The 16851-nt window shown below is 70.4% G+C and carries 16 protein-coding genes; all 16 read right to left on the reverse strand.

Features of this window, described 5'->3' with window-relative positions:
• Positions 1–100: 100 nt before the first annotated feature.
• The 16 genes from rpsG to M3677_RS11905 all read right to left on the reverse strand — a co-directional run bounded on the left by rpsG (position 101) and on the right by M3677_RS11905 (position 16578).
• Positions 101–571 (reverse strand): 30S ribosomal protein S7, encoded by a 471-nt coding sequence (gene rpsG, locus M3677_RS11830; protein WP_058742332.1) that lies wholly within the window; start codon positions 569–571, stop codon positions 101–103.
• Positions 572–576: 5 nt separating this feature from the next.
• A complete protein-coding gene (gene rpsL / locus M3677_RS11835; RefSeq protein ID WP_058728453.1) occupies positions 577–945 on the reverse strand; it encodes a 30S ribosomal protein S12 in 369 nt (122 codons plus the stop codon).
• A 336-nt stretch (positions 946–1281) separates the two neighbouring features.
• Entirely contained in the window at positions 1282–2415 is a 1134-nt protein-coding gene (locus M3677_RS11840) for a hypothetical protein (RefSeq protein ID WP_251160642.1), read from the reverse strand.
• A 169-nt stretch (positions 2416–2584) separates the two neighbouring features.
• A complete protein-coding gene (locus tag M3677_RS11845; RefSeq protein WP_066657046.1) occupies positions 2585–3043 on the reverse strand; it encodes a DUF6121 family protein in 459 nt (152 codons plus the stop codon).
• A gap of 52 nt (positions 3044–3095) precedes the next feature.
• On the reverse strand, positions 3096–3779 hold the full coding sequence (locus M3677_RS11850; RefSeq protein WP_251160643.1) for a hypothetical protein: 684 nt from the start codon (positions 3777–3779) through the stop codon (positions 3096–3098).
• Between the two features lie 174 nt (positions 3780–3953).
• Complete coding sequence (locus M3677_RS11855) at positions 3954–4649, reverse strand: hypothetical protein (RefSeq protein WP_251160644.1); 696 nt, start codon at positions 4647–4649, stop codon at positions 3954–3956.
• Positions 4646–5362: a hypothetical protein gene (locus M3677_RS11860; RefSeq protein WP_251155194.1), complete on the reverse strand. Its 717-nt coding sequence runs from the start codon at positions 5360–5362 to the stop codon at positions 4646–4648. Before M3677_RS11860 ends, M3677_RS11855 begins: the two co-directional genes overlap by 4 nt.
• The gene (pilM, locus tag M3677_RS11865) at positions 5359–6411 is read right to left on the reverse strand and encodes a type IV pilus assembly protein PilM (RefSeq protein WP_066657057.1); all 1053 of its coding nucleotides are present in this window, start codon (positions 6409–6411) and stop codon (positions 5359–5361) included. The genes M3677_RS11860 and pilM overlap by 4 nt, the downstream gene beginning before the upstream one ends.
• A 20-nt stretch (positions 6412–6431) precedes the next feature.
• Positions 6432–7262 (reverse strand): A24 family peptidase, encoded by an 831-nt coding sequence (locus M3677_RS11870; RefSeq protein WP_251155193.1) that lies wholly within the window; start codon positions 7260–7262, stop codon positions 6432–6434.
• Positions 7259–9079 (reverse strand): hypothetical protein, encoded by a 1821-nt coding sequence (locus M3677_RS11875; protein ID WP_251160645.1) that lies wholly within the window; start codon positions 9077–9079, stop codon positions 7259–7261. Before M3677_RS11875 ends, M3677_RS11870 begins: the two co-directional genes overlap by 4 nt.
• A gap of 50 nt (positions 9080–9129) precedes the next feature.
• On the reverse strand, positions 9130–9831 hold the full coding sequence (locus M3677_RS11880) for a type II secretion system protein J (protein WP_066657061.1): 702 nt from the start codon (positions 9829–9831) through the stop codon (positions 9130–9132).
• On the reverse strand, positions 9831–11291 hold the full coding sequence (locus tag M3677_RS11885) for a hypothetical protein (protein WP_209684899.1): 1461 nt from the start codon (positions 11289–11291) through the stop codon (positions 9831–9833). Before M3677_RS11885 ends, M3677_RS11880 begins: the two co-directional genes overlap by 1 nt.
• Before the next feature lie 76 nt (positions 11292–11367).
• A complete protein-coding gene (locus M3677_RS18465) occupies positions 11368–11799 on the reverse strand; it encodes a prepilin-type N-terminal cleavage/methylation domain-containing protein (protein WP_307810419.1) in 432 nt (143 codons plus the stop codon).
• A 192-nt stretch (positions 11800–11991) separates the two neighbouring features.
• Positions 11992–13215, reverse strand: a complete 1224-nt coding sequence (locus M3677_RS11895; RefSeq protein ID WP_081985133.1) for a type II secretion system F family protein — start codon at positions 13213–13215, stop codon at positions 11992–11994.
• A complete protein-coding gene (locus M3677_RS11900; protein ID WP_285844739.1) occupies positions 13215–14888 on the reverse strand; it encodes a type IV pilus twitching motility protein PilT in 1674 nt (557 codons plus the stop codon). Before M3677_RS11900 ends, M3677_RS11895 begins: the two co-directional genes overlap by 1 nt.
• A gap of 19 nt (positions 14889–14907) precedes the next feature.
• Positions 14908–16578 (reverse strand): GspE/PulE family protein, encoded by a 1671-nt coding sequence (locus M3677_RS11905; protein WP_066657071.1) that lies wholly within the window; start codon positions 16576–16578, stop codon positions 14908–14910.
• Between the last annotated feature and the right edge of the window lie 273 nt (positions 16579–16851).

Below are 16851 nucleotides of genomic sequence, written 5' to 3' on the forward strand. Positions count from 1 at the left end.
GTTCCTCCGGAAGAGTTGTAGGAGAGGTTGGCGTCCGGGTGGGCGCCGACGGTTCATGACCGCCGGCACCCACCCGGAGCCGGGACTACCAGCGCCGGACTTACCAGCGGTAGTGGGCGAAGGCCTTGTTCGACTCGGCCATCTTGTGCGTGTCCTCACGGCGCTTGACCGCGGCACCGAGACCGTTCGACGCGTCGAGGATCTCGTTCATGAGACGCTCGGTCATCGTCTTCTCGCGACGGGCCTTGGCGTACGAGGTGAGCCAGCGGAGCGCGAGGGTGTTCGCGCGGTGCGGCTTGACCTCGACCGGGACCTGGTAGGTCGAGCCACCGACGCGGCGGCTGCGGACCTCGAGGGTCGGACGGACGTTGTCGAGCGCCTTCTTCAGCGTCGCGACGGCGTCCTGCTGGTTCTTGGCGGTGACGCCCTCGAGTGCATCGTAGACGATGCGCTCGGCGAGGCCCTTCTTGCCGTCCAGGAGGATCTTGTTGACGAGCTGCGAGACGATCGGCGCGCCGTACACCGGGTCGGCGACGACGGGACGCTTCGGGGCGGGACCCTTACGAGGCATCTAACTCAACCCTTCTTCGCGCCGTAGCGGCTGCGGGCCTGCTTACGGTTCTTGACGGCCTGGGTGTCCAGGGCACCGCGGATGATCTTGTAGCGCACACCGGGGAGGTCCTTCACACGACCGCCGCGGACGAGCACCATCGAGTGCTCCTGCAGGTTGTGGCCCTCACCGGGGATGTAGGCCGTGACCTCGGTGCCGTTCGAGAGCTTGACACGAGCGACCTTGCGCAGGGCCGAGTTCGGCTTCTTGGGGGTGGTGGTGTAGACGCGGGTGCAGACACCACGCTGCTGGGGGTTCGCCTTCAGTGCCGGCGCCTTGGTCTTGACGACCTTGGGCGTACGACCCTTGCGAACGAGCTGCTGGATGGTAGGCAACTGTTCTCCTGGTTCTTCGCTCGTGTTCTGGCCGACGCCTTCCGTCGGCTTCCTCATCCCACGCTGATCACCGCCTGACGGCGGAGGGGAGGTCGTGGGATGGATGACCCGGTACGGTCTCGTCGAGGACGACGAGGGTGACCCGGGATTTCGGGCGCGCCCGAGAGCGCACACCCGGTAGAGACTACCCGCGTCACACGGCGAAATCAATCCGGGCGCGTCGCGCTCCGAGCGACCCGCCGACGCGCCAGGCCGGCCCCGTACCGGACCGCACCGGTCGCGGCGGAGGCGGGGCGGGCCTCCCGGCCGTCGACCGCGGGTCCGGGCCGGTCCGCGTCAGGAACCCGAGTCCGACGACCCGTTGCCGACGGCGGACTCGAAGGTGGCGCCGTCGTCGGAGAAGCCCGACACGTACCCGCTCGCGTTCACGTTCATCGGCCCCGCCGTGGCCGTGCCGACGCCGTCGGGTCCGGAGATGTCCGCGGTGAAGGTGGCACGGCCGAGCGTCGTCGTCGAGATCGTCCACCCGCGCGACAGCCAACCGCCGACCGTGACCTCCGGGCGCTGCTCGAGCGTCCACTTCTGGTTGGTGTAGGTGTACGCCGGGTCCTCGCCGTAGGCGTAGAAGCTGCAGCCCGCGGGGGCGGGGTCGGTGGAGGCGATGCAGCCGTCCACCCAGCGGTCGACCGCCTGCTCCGCGGCCTGCTTGCCGTCGTCGGTGAGCTCCGTCGTCAAGGACACCGGCACCGAACCGGTCCCGCTGAACCCGGGGACACGAGCGGAGGCGCGCTCTGCCGTGAACCACTTCCCGCCGTCGACGGTCACGTCGTACGTCCCGGGCAGCGCGGTCAGGTTCGCGATGCCGTCGTCGGACGTCCGGACACGCTGGCCCGCGACCTCGACCGGGGTCCCGCCGGGGCCGCGCACCGAGACCTGCACCCGGCCGAGGTCGGGGGCCTCGAGCTCCCACACCGGGAAGACCCCCCAGTCGGTCGCCGTGCGGTCGAGCGTGAAGGTGGAGGCGACGTCCCGGCCGCCCTGACGGAGGTAGGCACGCACGGTCGCGGTGTCGCCGTCGGTGCGCGTGGCCGCGATGCGGTACCCGGTGACCCGGTCGGTCGCCTTCGCGTAGGCGGCGTCGGTGAGCAGGACGTCCTCGTCGTCGTGGTCGACACCCGCCAGACGCAGCGCGTCGTCGACGTGACCGGCGGTCAGGTCGTCGAGGAAGGCCCGCACCGGCCGGTCGGCCGAGTGCGAGGAGGACTGGAGCGCGTACCCGACGACCCCCGTCGCGAGCAGCAGGACCACGGCGGCACCGCCGGCGATGATCCCGACCAGTGCGCCGCGGCGCATCCGGCGACGAGGCCGTCGTGCAACGGGGACGGCCGCCGGGACCGGTGCTTCCTGCGTCCCGCGGATCGTGTCGACGTGCGGGACACGTGCCCACCCGTCCGGCTCATGGTCGGTCATGCGTCCCCCGTCGTGCCTGTTGCGTGCCCCCGGATCCTACCGCCGACCGGCGCCGCGGGACCGGGGCTGTGGCCGGCGCTGTGGAGCGCGGGCCGGAGTCGGAGCGGGGTCGGGGGCGCACGCATGCACGGCGCGCGACGGCCGGGGGCGCCGAGCGCGCGGGTGACTCCTAGCGGCGGTCGCCCTCCACGCCGGGGGTCGCGCCCGCCGGACGCTGCCGGGCCTGGTAGCGGGCGGCGGAGACGCCGCCGACGACGCAGAGCAGCGCCACGACGACGGACCCCACGACGAACGGGCTCAACGCGGACCCCGCCGGGAACACGAGGAGCTCGGTACCGTCGCCCCGCGTCATCGAGTACCCGATCGCACCCGTGCCGAGCATGACGAGGTACGTACCGGCAGCGGCGACGAGCCCGGTGACGCCCGGGTTGCCCTCGCGGATGCCCGCGGCGGTGGCGAGGAACACGACCGCGGCCGCCGCGACCACCATCGTGGGGCCGAGGTAGGGACTCGCGTCCGGCTGCGGGATCGCCTCGACGTCGGCGAGCAGGGCTTCGAAGCCCGTCACCGCGATGACGAGCGCGATGAAGAGGACCGACGTCATCGTCGCGATCAGCCACCGGGACATGGCTCGATGCTACTGCCGGGCACCCTGGGTGGCGGGTCGCGGCGCCGTCACGTCACCGTGCGGCGTGCTCCTGCGCGTGCTGGGGTCCCTGCGCTGCGGGGCTGCCCTGGGTCGCCTGGCGCTGCGCGGAGTCGTCCTGGGTCGCCCGGTGCTGCGCCGAGTCGTCCTGAGCCACGTGGTGCTGCGCGGGGCCGCCCTGGGTCGCCTGGTGCTGCGCGGCCGCGACGAGCGCGAGCGCGATGGTCGCCGTGATGACGGGGACGGACTCCGTCATGGGAGCGACGGGGGCCGTCACTGTGCCGTCCTGGAGGCGCGACTCACCGCGGTCGCGCTCCCCCGGCTCCGCCTCGTGGTCGCGCAGGGCCGGCCCGACGACCGGCAGGACCGCCGTCGTCGTCGGCGGCTCGCTGTGCAGGACCGGCGCCGTCGGCAGGGCCGACGCGCTCGGCAGGGCCGACGCGCTCGGCAGGGCCGAAGCCTGGTTCCCGGCGGCCCGACGTGCGCGGCCCATCCTGACCAGGACGACCACCGCGATGACCGCCCAGATACCGTTCACGATCGTCGACGGGATCGCGTGGTGCGCAGCGACGTTGACGGCGACGGAGAGGCCGCCGACCAGGTTGAGGGACTGGTAGAGCGGCCCGTTCGGGATCTTGCCCAGTGAGAACAGCAGGTAACCTGCGAGGACGGTTACGGCTCCGAACCAGCCGAGGAACTCCACGATTCCGACCAACACGCGCGACTCCGGGCACGACGAGGAACGGCCGTCCTGAGGCGACCGTCCGAGAGGGGTGTGAGCAGCCGCGAGTGCGGCGTCGGGAGCATCGTAGGCACACCGACGGGTGTCGCGGAAGTGGGTGCGGCGTGGCGTGTCGCACCCACTTCGCGGGGGGGCTCTGCGGAGGGGGTGTCAGCCGTTCGCCGAGGCGGTCGACGAGGTGTCCGTGAAGACGTAGACCGATCCGGAGAGCGACCAGGACTGCGACTCCATCGGGGGCGCGTCGTCCTCCTCCTCGCTCGCGGCCGCGATGCCGGAGACCAGGAAGAGCCGCGACCCGGACTGCATCGCCTTCGTGAACGCGAGCGCCTGGTCGTACGACCCCTGCACCGCCACCGTCACGGGGACGAGCGAGAAGTTCGCGTCGGTGACCGCAGGGTCGGTCGCCGGCTGCGCCGAGGGCACGTCCTCGTCGGTGCTCGAGGTCGCGGCCGCGGACGGCGCCGCGTTTGCCGTCTTCTCCGCCGTGGGCTCGGTGGCGGGGGCGTAGGCGGTGGCGTCCCCGATGGTGACGTTCGTGACCTGGACGCCGGCCGCGGCGGCGTTCGCGTCGATCTGCCGGACGAAGGACTCGCTGTCCGTCGTCGACGGCACCGATGCCCGGAGCTGCGCCAGTTCGGCCTTCGTGGCGTCGAGTCCGGCGAACGCCGCGGCGAGCCGCGTGAGCTCCGCACGGTTCTTGTCGTTCGTCGCGTCGATGGTGCTCTGCTGCGCCTGGTTCGACGACGCCGCCGCGAGTTGCGGCTGCACACCGAGGAACCAGCCCCCGGCCAGGACGACCGCGCAGACCACGAGCGCGATCACGAGGGACAGGTGGTGCTTCGTCATCGGTCGGCGTCCTTCTCGTACTTGCCGTCGTAGGCCCGCGCATCGAGCTCGAGCTCGATCACGGAGGTGTACTCGCCGCGGTCCTCGTCGTACGAGATCGACGAGATCGACGAGTCCAGGTAGCCGGTGGTCCCGGACAGGCGCGAGGTCCAGTCCGGGACGGACGGGATCGTCGTCGACCGGGCGGTCAGCGTGAGGGTGGCGACCCTCGGCGTGCGTCCTGCGTCCGCCGGCTGCCCGAACGGCTCCGTCACGGTCGCGGACGCGATGGTCATCCCGCTGATCGCGAGGTCTGCCGGCAGGACGTCCCGGATGCCGCCGAGCGTGCCGTCCCAGTCGACCTCCGTCGACCCGCCGACGGCGCGGGCGGAGTCGAGGAGGTCGGTGTCGCGTTCTGCCGCACGCAGTTCCGCGTACCGCTGCTGCTGGGCGAGGAGCGTCGTGGTCTCACCCTGCGCCGCGGTCAGCGCCGCCGCCGTGGCCATCTGGTGCGCCATCGCCCCGCCGCTCGCGAGCACGACGGCGGCTGCCGCCACCACGACACCGAGCCAGGCGCGACGCGTGACCGCGCGCTGCCGACGCTCGACGTAGACCTCCGCGGGCAGGAGGTCGACGCGGGGCGTGCGCCCCGCGGTCGAGTCCGCAGCCGCTCGACGGCCTGCCCGACCCCGACGACCCTGCGTCGCGTCCGTGCGTTCCTCTGTGCTGGTCATGCTGCCTTGCTCCCCACCGCGAGTCCGTACGCGACCGCCACCGAGTCGCCGTGCGCGAGGACGTCCTCCTCGCGCACCGCCCGCCCGAAGCCCGCACCGCGGAAGGCGGAGGGGGTCGAGACCGGCAGGTGTGTCGTGTCGGCGAGTGCCTCGCGCAGCCCGATGAGCTGCGCGCCGCCGCCCACGAGGGCGATCCCGGCGACGACCTCGTCCGGACGGGTGTTGACGTAGTAGTTGATGGTGTTGCGGAGGCTCGTCACGAGTTCGTTCACCGTGTCGAACACCGCCGCGACGGCGCGGACGTCGTCCGGCGTGCGGGCCCCCGGTCCGATGCCGAAGTGCCGCTTCACCGCCTCGGCCTGGGCGAAGGGGATGTCGAGTCGACCGGCGAGCGACCGGGTGATGTCGTCCCCGCCGGACGGGATGATCCGCACGAACTGCGGCACGCCGTCCGTGGCGAGCACGACGCTCGTGGTGTCCGCACCGACCTGGATGATCGCGATGGTGCCGTGCTGCGCCTGCGTCGGGCTCAGGACCCGGGTGAGCGCGAACGGGATGAGGTCGACACCGACGGGGTTGAGGCCCGCGAGCCGCACGGCGCGCACGTTGGCGAGCACGGCGTCCTTGATCGCCGCGACCAGGAGGCCCTTGATCACCGGACCGGTCTCGTCGACACCCTCGCTGACCGGGTAGAAGTCGAGGATCGCGTCCCCCACCGGCACCGGCAGCATGTCCTGCACGTGGAAGGGGAGGCTCTCGCGGATCTGCGCGAGCGGAGCGTGCGGCACGGTGAGGTCACGCGAGAGGACCCGCTGGTTGCCCATGCCGAGGACGACGTCGCGCGACCGGAACCTGCCGACCGACCAGAGCTGCCGCAGCGCGGCCCCAACCGTGTTCGGCTCGAGCACCTCGCCGCGGCTGACCGCACCCTCGGGTGTCGGCACCTCGGCGACCCGGAGGACGACGGGGCGGTCACGGTCGGCGTCCCCGACCTCGACCGCGCGGATCGACGACGCGGCGATGTCGACGCCGACGATGCTCTTTCCCATGGTGCTGCTTTCGTTGAGGGTCAGGAGAGGCCGAGGAGCCCGAGGTAGGCCGACCAGAGGGGTGCGCCGAGGACGATGCCGATCCAGGCGCCGACGAGCATCGACGGCCCGAAGGGGACTCCGCTGCCCATCCGTGCGCGACCGACGGCGACGAGTGCGATCGCGACCGTACCGCCGACGAGGAAGCCGCCGAAAGCTCCCACTGCGAGGGGTCCCCATCCGAGGTACGCGAGCACGAGGCCGAGGACCACGGCGAGCTTGACGTCGCCGAGCCCCATCCCCCCGGGGACCGCGAGCGCCAGGACCAGGTACGCACCACCGAGCACGACGGCGCCGAGGAGACCGCGCAGCAGGGCGCCCCAGTCCCCGGACACCGCGGACACCGCGCCGAGGAGCACCAGCAGCACGACGGCAGCCGGGTAGACGACGGCGTTCGGCAGCCGGTGCGTGTCGAGGTCGATCAGCGAGAGCGCGACGCTCACCGCCATCAGGAACAGCAGGGCGGCGAGCATCACGGTCCGACCGAGGGCCTCGCCGACGGTGGTGGCGCCGAGCGGCTGGGGGACGACGAGGGCGACGAGCACGAACAGGACCGCGGTCGCGCCCTCGACCGCGGGGTAGCGGGCCGAGATGGGAGCGGCGCAGTCGCGGCACCGCGCGCGCAGCAGCAGCCACGAGAGGACCGGGACGTTGTCCCGTCTGCGGATCGGGTGGTCGCACCGCGGGCACGCGCTCGCCGGCGCGACGACGGAGATGCCGGCGGGGACACGGTGCACGACGACGTTGAGGAAGGAGCCGATCGCCAGACCGAGCACACCGGCCAGGGCGGCAAGGACCCAGGCGGCGCTCACCGGCAGGCTCCCGTGCTCGTCCTCGCGCACGCACCGTCGACCTGGTACGCGGACTGCACCTCGACCTGCGTCGTCACGCCGTACGAGGTCGAGACGGGCTGCAGGAACTTCGGCGGGGCGGTGGTGAGCAGCCGCTGGTCGTACACGTAGTTCTTCGAGAACCCGGTGTTCCCGGTGGTCGCGACCGGTCCGCGCCAGTTCTGCGCTATGGAGCCGACGACTTTGAGCACGCCGAGCTTCGGTCCGACGTCGTAGTTCTGGTTCCAGAACGTCCCGGCGTTGCTGGCGATGGCACCGCTGATGGTGATGCCGTCCCCGGTCGAGCGGTTCAGCAGGGCGATCCCCGAGTTGTTGCAGGCGGTGCCGTCGGACGCGTAGGAGGTGCACTTGGTCGGGTTGTACACCTCGACCGCGTTCTGGCCGACGAGGCCGAGGATGTCGGTGGTGGGGTCGTCGTACGTCACGCTGCCGGTCGCCCAGATCGTGCCCGACGAGGCGATCGTCATCGCGCCGGCGAACGGGCCACTGACGAAGACGTCGCCGGCGGTGCACGAGTAGGTGTCCGGCGCGGAACCGGCCTGCGTCGTGTTGTTGCGGCCGGCGCTGCGGCCGTTCACCCACTCCCCTGCGGCCGGGTAGCCCATGCCGTTGCTGAACGGCTGGTTCGCCTTCGTCGTCGCCCGGCCGTTCGCCCCGACCGTGACCGTCGTCGTGCAGTAGGTGTTGGTGTACTTCGACGGGAAGGTCCCCGACCAGGTGTTCACGTTGTTCGTCGCCGACGGGACGTCCTGCACGTACACGAGGTTCGCGGGCAGCGTGGGGATCGTCGCGCCGCCCTGGCTCTGCAGGGCGTCGATCGACCCGCAGAGCGACGCTGCCTTCGCGGTGTCCGCGCTCGCGGACACCTCGCCGGACTGGCTGTCCACCCGGATCTGCGTCGCCTTCGACCACGGCGACCAGACCGTCATCTTGCCGCCTCCGAGGAAGGTCACCCGGGTCGGGCCCGTGTACAGGCAGCCGGGACGCGGGACGGTGGCGGGGATGTCGACGCGGGTCTCCTGGGACATGTTCGAGTTCAGCGCCGGAAGCCCCAGGTACGGCACGGGTGACGGGTCACCACCGAGGAACTGGCCGCTGCAGGTCCCGCTGGACGGACGCACCCACGTGTCGTGCTGCTCGACGCTGCCGTTGAAGGTCGTCGCGCACGCCGCCGTGAAGACGTCGTTCGTCCGGATCGGGCCGTTGAGGACGTCGGTCCCGGCGAACTGCACGGCCTGGCACCTGTTCGACACGCCTCCCTGCCACTGGTAGGCGGTCGTGCAGTCACTGCCGGAGATCGACGGACTCGACGACTCGTAGTTCGTGAAGTACAGGTAGTTGATGAAGCCGTCGCCCTTGAGGTTCGCCACGAGCGACCGGACGCTCCCGCCGGATTTCCCCGTGACGCGGACCCGGAGCACGCCCTTCGACGAGTAGTCGGCGTTGTCGACCTCGTACCGGAAGAACTGGTCCGTGGAGCCCACGACGGACGCCCACTGCGAGCCGCTGCTGGTGAAGGCGGTGTTCTTGTCGTCGCCGGTGAACGTCGACCCGCTCGTCTTGCTGAACTGTGCTGCCGCGTTGCCGTAGAGCGCGTAGCCGTTGTCGTTGGACAGCTTCGACTGGTAGTCGGCCAGGCCGGCGTACGCCGCGGCCATGGCGTTCTGGAAGTTCCGGTCCGTCGCCGACTTCACCGCCCCCGAGGTGGACACCGCGACCATCGTCGCGACGAGCATGAGCATGACCGTGCCGAAGATCACGACGTTCGCCAGGGCCATGCCCCGTTCGTCCCCGTGCGCGCGGCGGAGGGCAGCGCTGATCCGGCCGATCACGGTGTCGCTCCGGAGTTCGTGCCGTACGCCACGTTGAAGAGGTACAGCGTGTTCTGGATGTGGGTGTTGCCCGGGGTGTCCGCCGTGGGGGCTCCGAGCTCGAGGTTCACGCGGACGGCGCGGACCGCTCCGAGCTGCGTCGTGGCCAGGGAACCGTCGGCGAGGGTCGGCAGCGGAGTCCCGTTCGCACCGAGGTAGGTGAAGAGCGGGTCGCCGTCCCCGGTCGGGGAGGACACCGCTCCGCCGAGGACGGTCGAGGTGGTGGGCGGCTGCGTCGGTGCGGGGAAGGTCGTGAAGCCCTTCGTCGTGGTGCCCGTCCACCGGTCGAGCACGATGCCCTTCGCCCCGTTGAGCGAGTACCGCACCTGCACCGGGACGTCGGTTGCGTTGCCGTCGAGGTTCACGAAGGCGGTGAACGTCATCCTCGAACCGTCGGCCTGGGTCACCGCGGACGCGTAGGTGCCGTCCGCCTTCGGCAGCAGGCTCGCCGCGTGCACGTAGCGGGTGAGCGAGTTCATCACGACCGACGCCGATCGCGCGTTCTGGTCGGACCGGGTGTTCGTCGACCCGGCACGCAGCGTCGCGGTGAAGAAGCCCCCGACCGCGACGAGGATCACCATCGAGATGCTCATCGCGACGATGAGTTCCATGAGCCCGACGCCGTCGTCCTCGTGCCGGAAGCGACGGAGCACCCGCATCACGAGGTCTGTCCGCGCGGGTCGAGGGTGAGCGTGTTGTCGTAGCTGATGACGATGAGCGCGGTCTTCCTGTTGACCGTCCCGGGCGTGACCGGCGCGACGTTGGAGGCGTTCGTGGCGATCTCGTTGCGCGACGTCGACCCGAACGTCGTGCCGGACGAGATGGTCCACGTGCCGAAGGGCAGGGCGATGGTGGCGGTGTCCGCGGACGACACCGGGAACTTCATCGTCATGCCCGCTGCGCAGCCCGGATCGCCCGGACCGGGGTTCGCGGAGGAGACCGCGGTGACGTAGCGCCCCTTGACGCCCTTGACCGTCGCGACACCCATGCGCACGGAACCGCTCGAGGGCTCACCCGCGCTCGTCGTGATCACGTCGAGGGTGGCTCCGACCGCTCCGTCCGCATTGGGCGTGGTCCACGCGGCGGGGCTCGGGCTGAGGCAGTTGACCCTGGCGTTCGGGCTGTTCGAGTAGGGGCCGGCGTAGGCCGTGTACCCGGAGGTGAAGGGGAAGACCGGGAGCGAGGGCGTCGAGGTCGAGGTGATCGCGAGCGTCGTGCTCGTCGTGTCCCAGGGCGTCACCGTGTCGAGCCCGCCGCCGGTGCTCGAGAGCACCGTGGGCATGTTCGTGGGGAGCGTCGCCCCGTAGGACTGCGCGTACCCGAGCGTCAGTCGGCTCGCGCGGTCGTAGACGAACGGGACGGGGGCGCTCGCGCCGGCGGCAACGGTGATCGGGGTCTGCTGGGAGGGCTGCTTCTGGTCGGTGTCGATGCCGCCCGCGACGCTGGCGGTGACGGTGTAGTCACCCGGCGCCACGTTCACCGCGTACGAGCAGCCCTGGGAGTCGGTCGGCAGCGGGGAGGTGCTCGGTGCGACGGCGCCGCTGCCCGAGATCGGCGTCAACGAGACGGTCACGCCGGCGAACGGCGCACCGGACGCGTTCGCGACCGAGACGATCACGGTGCCGTAGCCCGGGTCCGTGACGGCGTCGCTCGGGGCGATCGCCGAGGTCATCGACGTGGAGGACGTACCGCCGCGGGCGTTCGGCCAGGACACCGTCGCGACGACGCTCTTGTACGCGAGCTTGCCGTTCGAGGTGCCGCACGCGCCGCTCGCACCGTCGCTCTGCACCCACCGCACCGACCGGTCGATCTGGTAGGTCACGCCGCCGAGGGTCTTCGTGTTGACCGCCCCGTCCTTGCTGATGACCTTGAAGATGCCGGCGGTCGTCGCGGCGGCCGTCTGCCGCATCGAGTCGATGTCCTGCGAGGCGAGCGCCACCGCGGTCTCGCGGCCACGGCTCGTCTGGGTGAGCTGGAGGGTGTTCGCGATGCCGTAGGCGATCCCGACGCTCATCACGGCGAAGACCATCATGGCGACCATGACCTCGATGACCGAGAGGCCCGACTCGCGGGTCGTCGGGTCGACCGGGCGCAGGACGCGCTGCAGGGTGCGGATCACGGTCACCTCCTCGGTCGTGGTCAGAGGGCGGAAGGCGCCCCACCACAGTGAGGCGCCTCCCGGAGTTGTTGTGCGGTTACTTGCAAGCGCCGTCGGTAGCAGCCGTGGTCGCGGTGATGTTGAACGGCTTGGCCGTCGCGCCCTGTCCGCCGATGCAGAAGGAGTCGGCCGACGCACCCGGCTTGTAGTCGAAGGTCGTTCCGGTGCTCTTTGTGTACCCATAAGGGACGAGCGTCGTGCCGTCGTCGAACTGCACCTTGGTCGGCAGCGTCCCGTTCTTGTCCGTCTGGAACGCGATGACCGCCGTCTTCGCGTTCGCCAGGTCGGACTTCACCGACGCGTCCTTCGCGTTGTTCTGCACGTTCAGGTACACCGGGATGGCGATCGCGGCGAGGATGCCGATGATGATCACGACGACCAGGAGTTCGATGAGCGTGAAGCCCTTCTCCTTGTCCTCGAGGAGGCCCTTGCGGCGAGCGTCGAGCTTGCCCATGAGAGCGAAGTACATGGTGGTTCCGTTCTTCTCGGGAATGCGATGGGGGTTGTGCCGCAGACTGCTCCGCCGCCGCTGGCAAGCGTATTGACGGCACTTTCCGGGCATAATCCCGAGAACGGGGGTGATCCGTGCTGCGAAATGCCCCCAGTACCGGGGGTGCGGAATTCCTGACCGACCCCCGAACGGAGGGCGTGCGCCGTCGAGTTACTTGACGAGCGAGGAGATCTGGAAGATCGGCAGGTAGAGCGCGACGATCATGCCGCCGACCACGACGCCGAGGAATGCGATGAGCAACGGCTCGATGAGCGACGTCAGGGATTCCGTGGTCGATTCCACCTCGGAGTCGTAGAAGATTGCGATCTTCTCCAGCATGACCTCGAGCGAACCGGCGTCCTCGCCCACCGCGATCATCTGCGCGACCATCGGCGGGAAGACGTTCTCCTTTGCCAGCGGCTCGGCGATCGATTCGCCTTTCCGGACGCTTTCCGCGACCCGGTCGAGCGCTTTCTGCACGACGAAGTTGTTGGATACTTCTCCGACGATCTTCAATGCCTGCAGGATGGGGACGCCGGCCCCGATCATGTTCGAGAAGTTCCGGGCGAACCGGGCGATGACGATCTTCTTCGTCAGCTGCCCGAAGACCGGCATCCGCAGCAGGATCGGGTCCCGGAACGCCCGGAAGCGGTCCGTGTTCTTGTTCCCCCGGTACCAGAGCCACCCGACGACGACGAGTACCGCCAGGATCGGTCCGGCCCAGCGCATCGCGTGCGAGAGCTGCACGAGGATCCGGGTCGGCAACGGCAGCTGCCCACCGAGCGACGCGAACATGTCCTGGAAGATCGGCACGATGAAGACGAGCATGACGACGACTGCCAGCAGCGACATCACGAGCACCACGACCGGGTAGGTCATTGCCGACTTGATCGTCGACCGGAGCTTGTGCTCCTTCTCGAAGTTCGTCGCGATCGAGTCCATCGCCTGGTCGAGGAATCCGCCGGTCTCCCCCGCGCGGATCATGTTGATCATGATCGGCGGGAAGTCGACCGGGTACTTCGCGACGGCGTCCGAGAACGAGACGCCGCGCTCGACGTCGTCCCGCACCTTGCCGAGGATCTCCTTGAGCTTCTTGTTCTCGGTCTGGCCCGCCAGGATCGTCAGCGCACGCAGGAGCGAGAGCCCGGACGAGAGCATCGTCGAGGCCTGGCGCGACATGATCGCGAGGTCCTTGAGCCCGACGCCCTTCTCGAGCCCCGGGATCTTGATCTCGGTCTGCAGCCCGGTGCCGGGCTTCGCCTCGGTGATGGCGATCGGCGAGACGCCCATGCCGCGCAGGCGCTGGACGACCGCGCCCTCCGACGCGGCGTCGAGCCGACCCTTGACGAGCTTGCCGGCGCCGTCGCGGCCCCGGTAGTCGAACGCGAGCGACATCAGTGGCCTCCGGAGTACTTGTCGCCGAAGTCGATCTCGGATGCGGCGATCGCGGCCGCGGACGAGTCGGACGGCGACTCGACACGCTGCACGAGCCGGTCGAAGCCGTCCTCGTCGTGCACCTTCTCCATCGCCGCAGCCCGGGTGACGGTGCCGACGTTGACCAGCTCGGCCAGGTCCTGGTCCATCGTGTGCATCCCGGCGTCGCGGCCGGCCTGCATCGCCGAGGTGATCTGGTACGACTTGCCCTCGCGCACCAGGTTCGCGATCGCCGGCGTCGTGCGCATGATCTCGGTGGCGACGACCCGGCCGGTGCCGTTCGCCTTCGGCACGAGCGTCTGGCAGACGACACCCTCGAGCGTCGCCGCGAGCTGCGTGCGGATCTGCCCCTGCTGGTGTGGCGGGAACACGTCGATGACGCGGTCGATGGTGCCCGGAGCGCTCTGCGTGTGGAGCGTCGCGAAGACGAGGTGGCCGGTCTCGGCCGCGGTGAGCGCGACGGAGATGGTCTCGAGGTCGCGGAGCTCACCGATCAGGATGACGTCGGGGTCCTGCCGCAGCACGTGCTTCAGCGCGGCGGCGAACGAGTGCGTGTCCGCCCCGACCTCGCGCTGGTTGATGATCGCCTTCTTGTGGTCGTGCATGAACTCGATCGGGTCCTCGACCGTCACGATGTGGTCGGCTCGGGTCTCGTTGACCAGGTCGATGAGCGCTGCGAGGGTCGTCGACTTGCCGGAACCGGTCGGCCCGGTGACGAGCACGAGGCCGCGGGGCAGCTTCGCGAACTCCCCCACGTGCTCCGGGATGCCGAGCTGCTTGAGCGTCTTGATCTTCGTCGGGATGATGCGGAAGGCCGCGCCCCAGTTGCCGCGCTGCTGGTAGTAGTTCACGCGGAAGCGGAACTCCGGCGACAGGGAGTACGCGAAGTCGAGTTCCTGCTCGTGGTCGAACTGCCCGGCCTGCTCCGGGCTCAACAGGGTCTTCAGTGCGGCGATCACCTTGTTGCGTGCCCAGGGTCCCCCGGGGACCGCGGGCCGCAGGGAGCCGTCGACCCGCACGGTGGGCGGGGCGTCGGCGGTGACGTGGAGGTCCGAGGCCCCCTGGTACACGACCTGCGAGAGCGCCGTGATGAGGTCGGCGTCGGCGACCTCGCGCGCGTGGCGCGTGAAGCCGATCTCGGGGTGCGCGCCGGCGTCGACGGCGCGGCCCTGCGTCGTGGTGGTGACGGCCTGGAGGCTCGTGGTCGGCACCGCGGGTGCCACCGGCAGGTGCTCGGTCACCGTCTCGGCGTAGCCGTACGCTGCGGTCGACGGCGGGACGGCCGCCGGGGGCGTGGCCGGCGCGGCCTGCGGCTGCGCGACCGGGACGGCGACGGGGTCGCCGGCGGGCGGCGGCCACGAGGTTCCGCCGGGAGTCGCAGCCGCGGACGAGCCGCCCCACGCCGCCGGTGCGCCCCACGCGGGCTCGGTCGACAGGTCGTACACGGCGCTGCTCGACGTCGGCACGGGCGAGCGGTCGCTCGGCGACGCCGAGGGCGCCGACGCCGCAGCGGCCGCAGCAGCGGCAGCGAGCCGTGCAGCCCGACGACCGCCGACCTCGTTGCCCGGCTGTCCGGGGTGCCATCCGGCGACGGGGTCGTCGCCGGCCTCGATGTCGTACACCGATTCGTTCATCGTCCTCGTGCTCCCGGGACTACGCGACCACGCGCAGGATCTCGTCGACGCTGGTCATGCCGAGCTTGACCTTCTCCCACCCGTCCTGTCGGAGGGTGAGCATGCCCTGCTGCTGGGCGACGCGGCTGATCTCGGCGCTCGAGGCCCGCGCGACGGCCAGCCGCTCGATCTCCTCGGTGACGGTCATGACCTCGTGCAGGGCGATCCGGCCGCGGTAGCCGGTGTTCGAGCAGACGGCGCAGCCGATCGGCGCGAAGAACTCCGGCACGGCCACGTCCGCACGGTCGAGGAACCCGAGCGCGTGCAGCTGCTCGGCCTCGTACACCGCCGGGGCCTTGCACCGGTCGCAGAGCCGGCGGGCCAGACGCTGGGCGACCACCGAATCGAGTGCGGAGCCGACCAGGAAGGGCTCGATGTCCATCTCGGTCAGACGGGTGACGGCCGACGGTGCATCGTTGGTGTGCAGCGTCGAGAGCACCAGGTGACCGGTGAGCGACGCCTCGATCGCGATCTGCGCCGTCTCGTGGTCACGGATCTCGCCGAGGAGCACCACGTCGGGGTCGGAGCGCAGGATCGAGCGCAGCGCGGACGCGAACGTCAGGCCGGCCTTCGGGTTCACCTGCACCTGGTTGATGCCCGCCATCCGGTACTCGACCGGGTCCTCGACCGTGATGACGTTGATCTCGGGCTTCGCGACGGCGTTCAGCGTCGTGTACAGCGTGGTCGACTTGCCCGAACCGGTGGGGCCGGTGACCAGGATCATGCCGTACGGCTTCGAGTAGGACCGCTGGTACGCCTGGAAGTTCTGCTCGAGCAGGTTGAGGTCCTTGAGCGTCAGCGACGTGTTCGTGTTGTCGAGGATCCGCATGACGACCTTCTCGCCCCACACGGTCGGCAGCGTCGCCACACGCAGGTCGATCTGCCGACCGCCGTGGCGCACCGACATGCGGCCGTCCTGCGGCTTCCGACGCTCGGCGATGTCGATGTCGCTCATGATCTTGAGCCGGCTGATCACACCGTTCTGGATGTTCTTCGGCGCCGGGGCCATCTCGTGCAGCACGCCGTCGATGCGGTAGCGCACCCGGACCTCGTGCTCGCCCGGCTCGATGTGGATGTCGGACGCGTGGTCCTGGATGGCCTGCGACACGAGCAGGTTCACGAAGCGGACGATCGGCACGTCGTCGAGCGCGCCGTCGGTCAGGTCCACCTGCTGCTGGGTCGGGGCGGCCGACTGGTCCTCGAACGACGAGGTCAGGTCGTTGAGCTCGTCGTCGGCGCGCAGGTACCGGTCGAGGGCGCTCACCAGGTCGCGCTCGTCGACCTGCAGCGGCTTGATCGAGCGACCGGAGGCGGTGCGGGCGTCGTCGATCGCGAGCACGTTCGAGGGGTTCACCATCGCCAGCACGAGCGTCTCGCCCTCGAACCCGACACCGAGCACACCGTGCCGACGGCAGAGCGCCGCGGGCAGCATCGACACCGCCGTGCCGTCGACCGGGTAGTCGGTCAGCGGGACGGTGTGCGCGTTGTTCGAGGCCGCACGCGCGGTGATGTACTGCGCCTCGCTCACCACGCCCTGGTCGACCAGGGTGCGGATCGAGCGCTCGTCGATCGCTTCGTCCCCCGTCATCGAGTCGAGGTGTTCGATCGGCAGTGCGCCGTTGAGGATGAGGATCTCGGAGAGCGTGGCCATGTGTCCCGGAGCCTCCTTCGGGTCGAGACCGGGTCGTGGGGATGCGTCCCGCAGCGGTGCGGCGCCCGTCCACGCTATTGCCGCGGTGCGCGGCGACCGCAGTCCCACAACGAGGGGGCGACGGGGTGGCGGGTGTCCCCAGTGCAGGGGTACCCGCCGGTACTGGGTGGTCCGGACGATGATCGACACGGGTCGATGCTCCGTCGCGAGCGTGCTCGCGGGGTGGGCGGTCCGGCGATCGGTGGAGCACTCGGTCGAGACCCCGGGCTGTGC

The organism is Curtobacterium sp. P97, from assembly GCF_023712445.1.
In the GTDB taxonomy this organism is placed as follows: domain Bacteria; phylum Actinomycetota; class Actinomycetes; order Actinomycetales; family Microbacteriaceae; genus Curtobacterium.

What these genes read in the sequence shown, in the direction of transcription:
- M3677_RS11845 (WP_066657046.1), bottom strand. Translation starts at nt 3,043, where the DNA reads ATGTCCCGGTGGCTGATCGCGACGATGACGTCGGTCCTCTTCATCGCG.
- pilM (WP_066657057.1), bottom strand. Translation starts at nt 6,411, where the DNA reads ATGGGAAAGAGCATCGTCGGCGTCGACATCGCCGCGTCGTCGATCCGC.
- M3677_RS11875 (WP_251160645.1), bottom strand. Translation starts at nt 9,079, where the DNA reads ATGGCCCTGGCGAACGTCGTGATCTTCGGCACGGTCATGCTCATGCTC.
- M3677_RS18465 (WP_307810419.1), bottom strand. Translation starts at nt 11,799, where the DNA reads ATGTACTTCGCTCTCATGGGCAAGCTCGACGCTCGCCGCAAGGGCCTC.
- rpsG (WP_058742332.1), bottom strand. Translation starts at nt 571, where the DNA reads ATGCCTCGTAAGGGTCCCGCCCCGAAGCGTCCCGTCGTCGCCGACCCG.
- M3677_RS11905 (WP_066657071.1), bottom strand. Translation starts at nt 16,578, where the DNA reads ATGGCCACGCTCTCCGAGATCCTCATCCTCAACGGCGCACTGCCGATC.
- M3677_RS11900 (WP_285844739.1), bottom strand. Translation starts at nt 14,888, where the DNA reads ATGAACGAATCGGTGTACGACATCGAGGCCGGCGACGACCCCGTCGCC.
- M3677_RS11880 (WP_066657061.1), bottom strand. Translation starts at nt 9,831, where the DNA reads ATGCGGGTGCTCCGTCGCTTCCGGCACGAGGACGACGGCGTCGGGCTC.
- M3677_RS11860 (WP_251155194.1), bottom strand. Translation starts at nt 5,362, where the DNA reads ATGACCAGCACAGAGGAACGCACGGACGCGACGCAGGGTCGTCGGGGT.
- M3677_RS11855 (WP_251160644.1), bottom strand. Translation starts at nt 4,649, where the DNA reads ATGACGAAGCACCACCTGTCCCTCGTGATCGCGCTCGTGGTCTGCGCG.
- M3677_RS11895 (WP_081985133.1), bottom strand. Translation starts at nt 13,215, where the DNA reads ATGTCGCTCGCGTTCGACTACCGGGGCCGCGACGGCGCCGGCAAGCTC.
- M3677_RS11840 (WP_251160642.1), bottom strand. Translation starts at nt 2,415, where the DNA reads ATGACCGACCATGAGCCGGACGGGTGGGCACGTGTCCCGCACGTCGAC.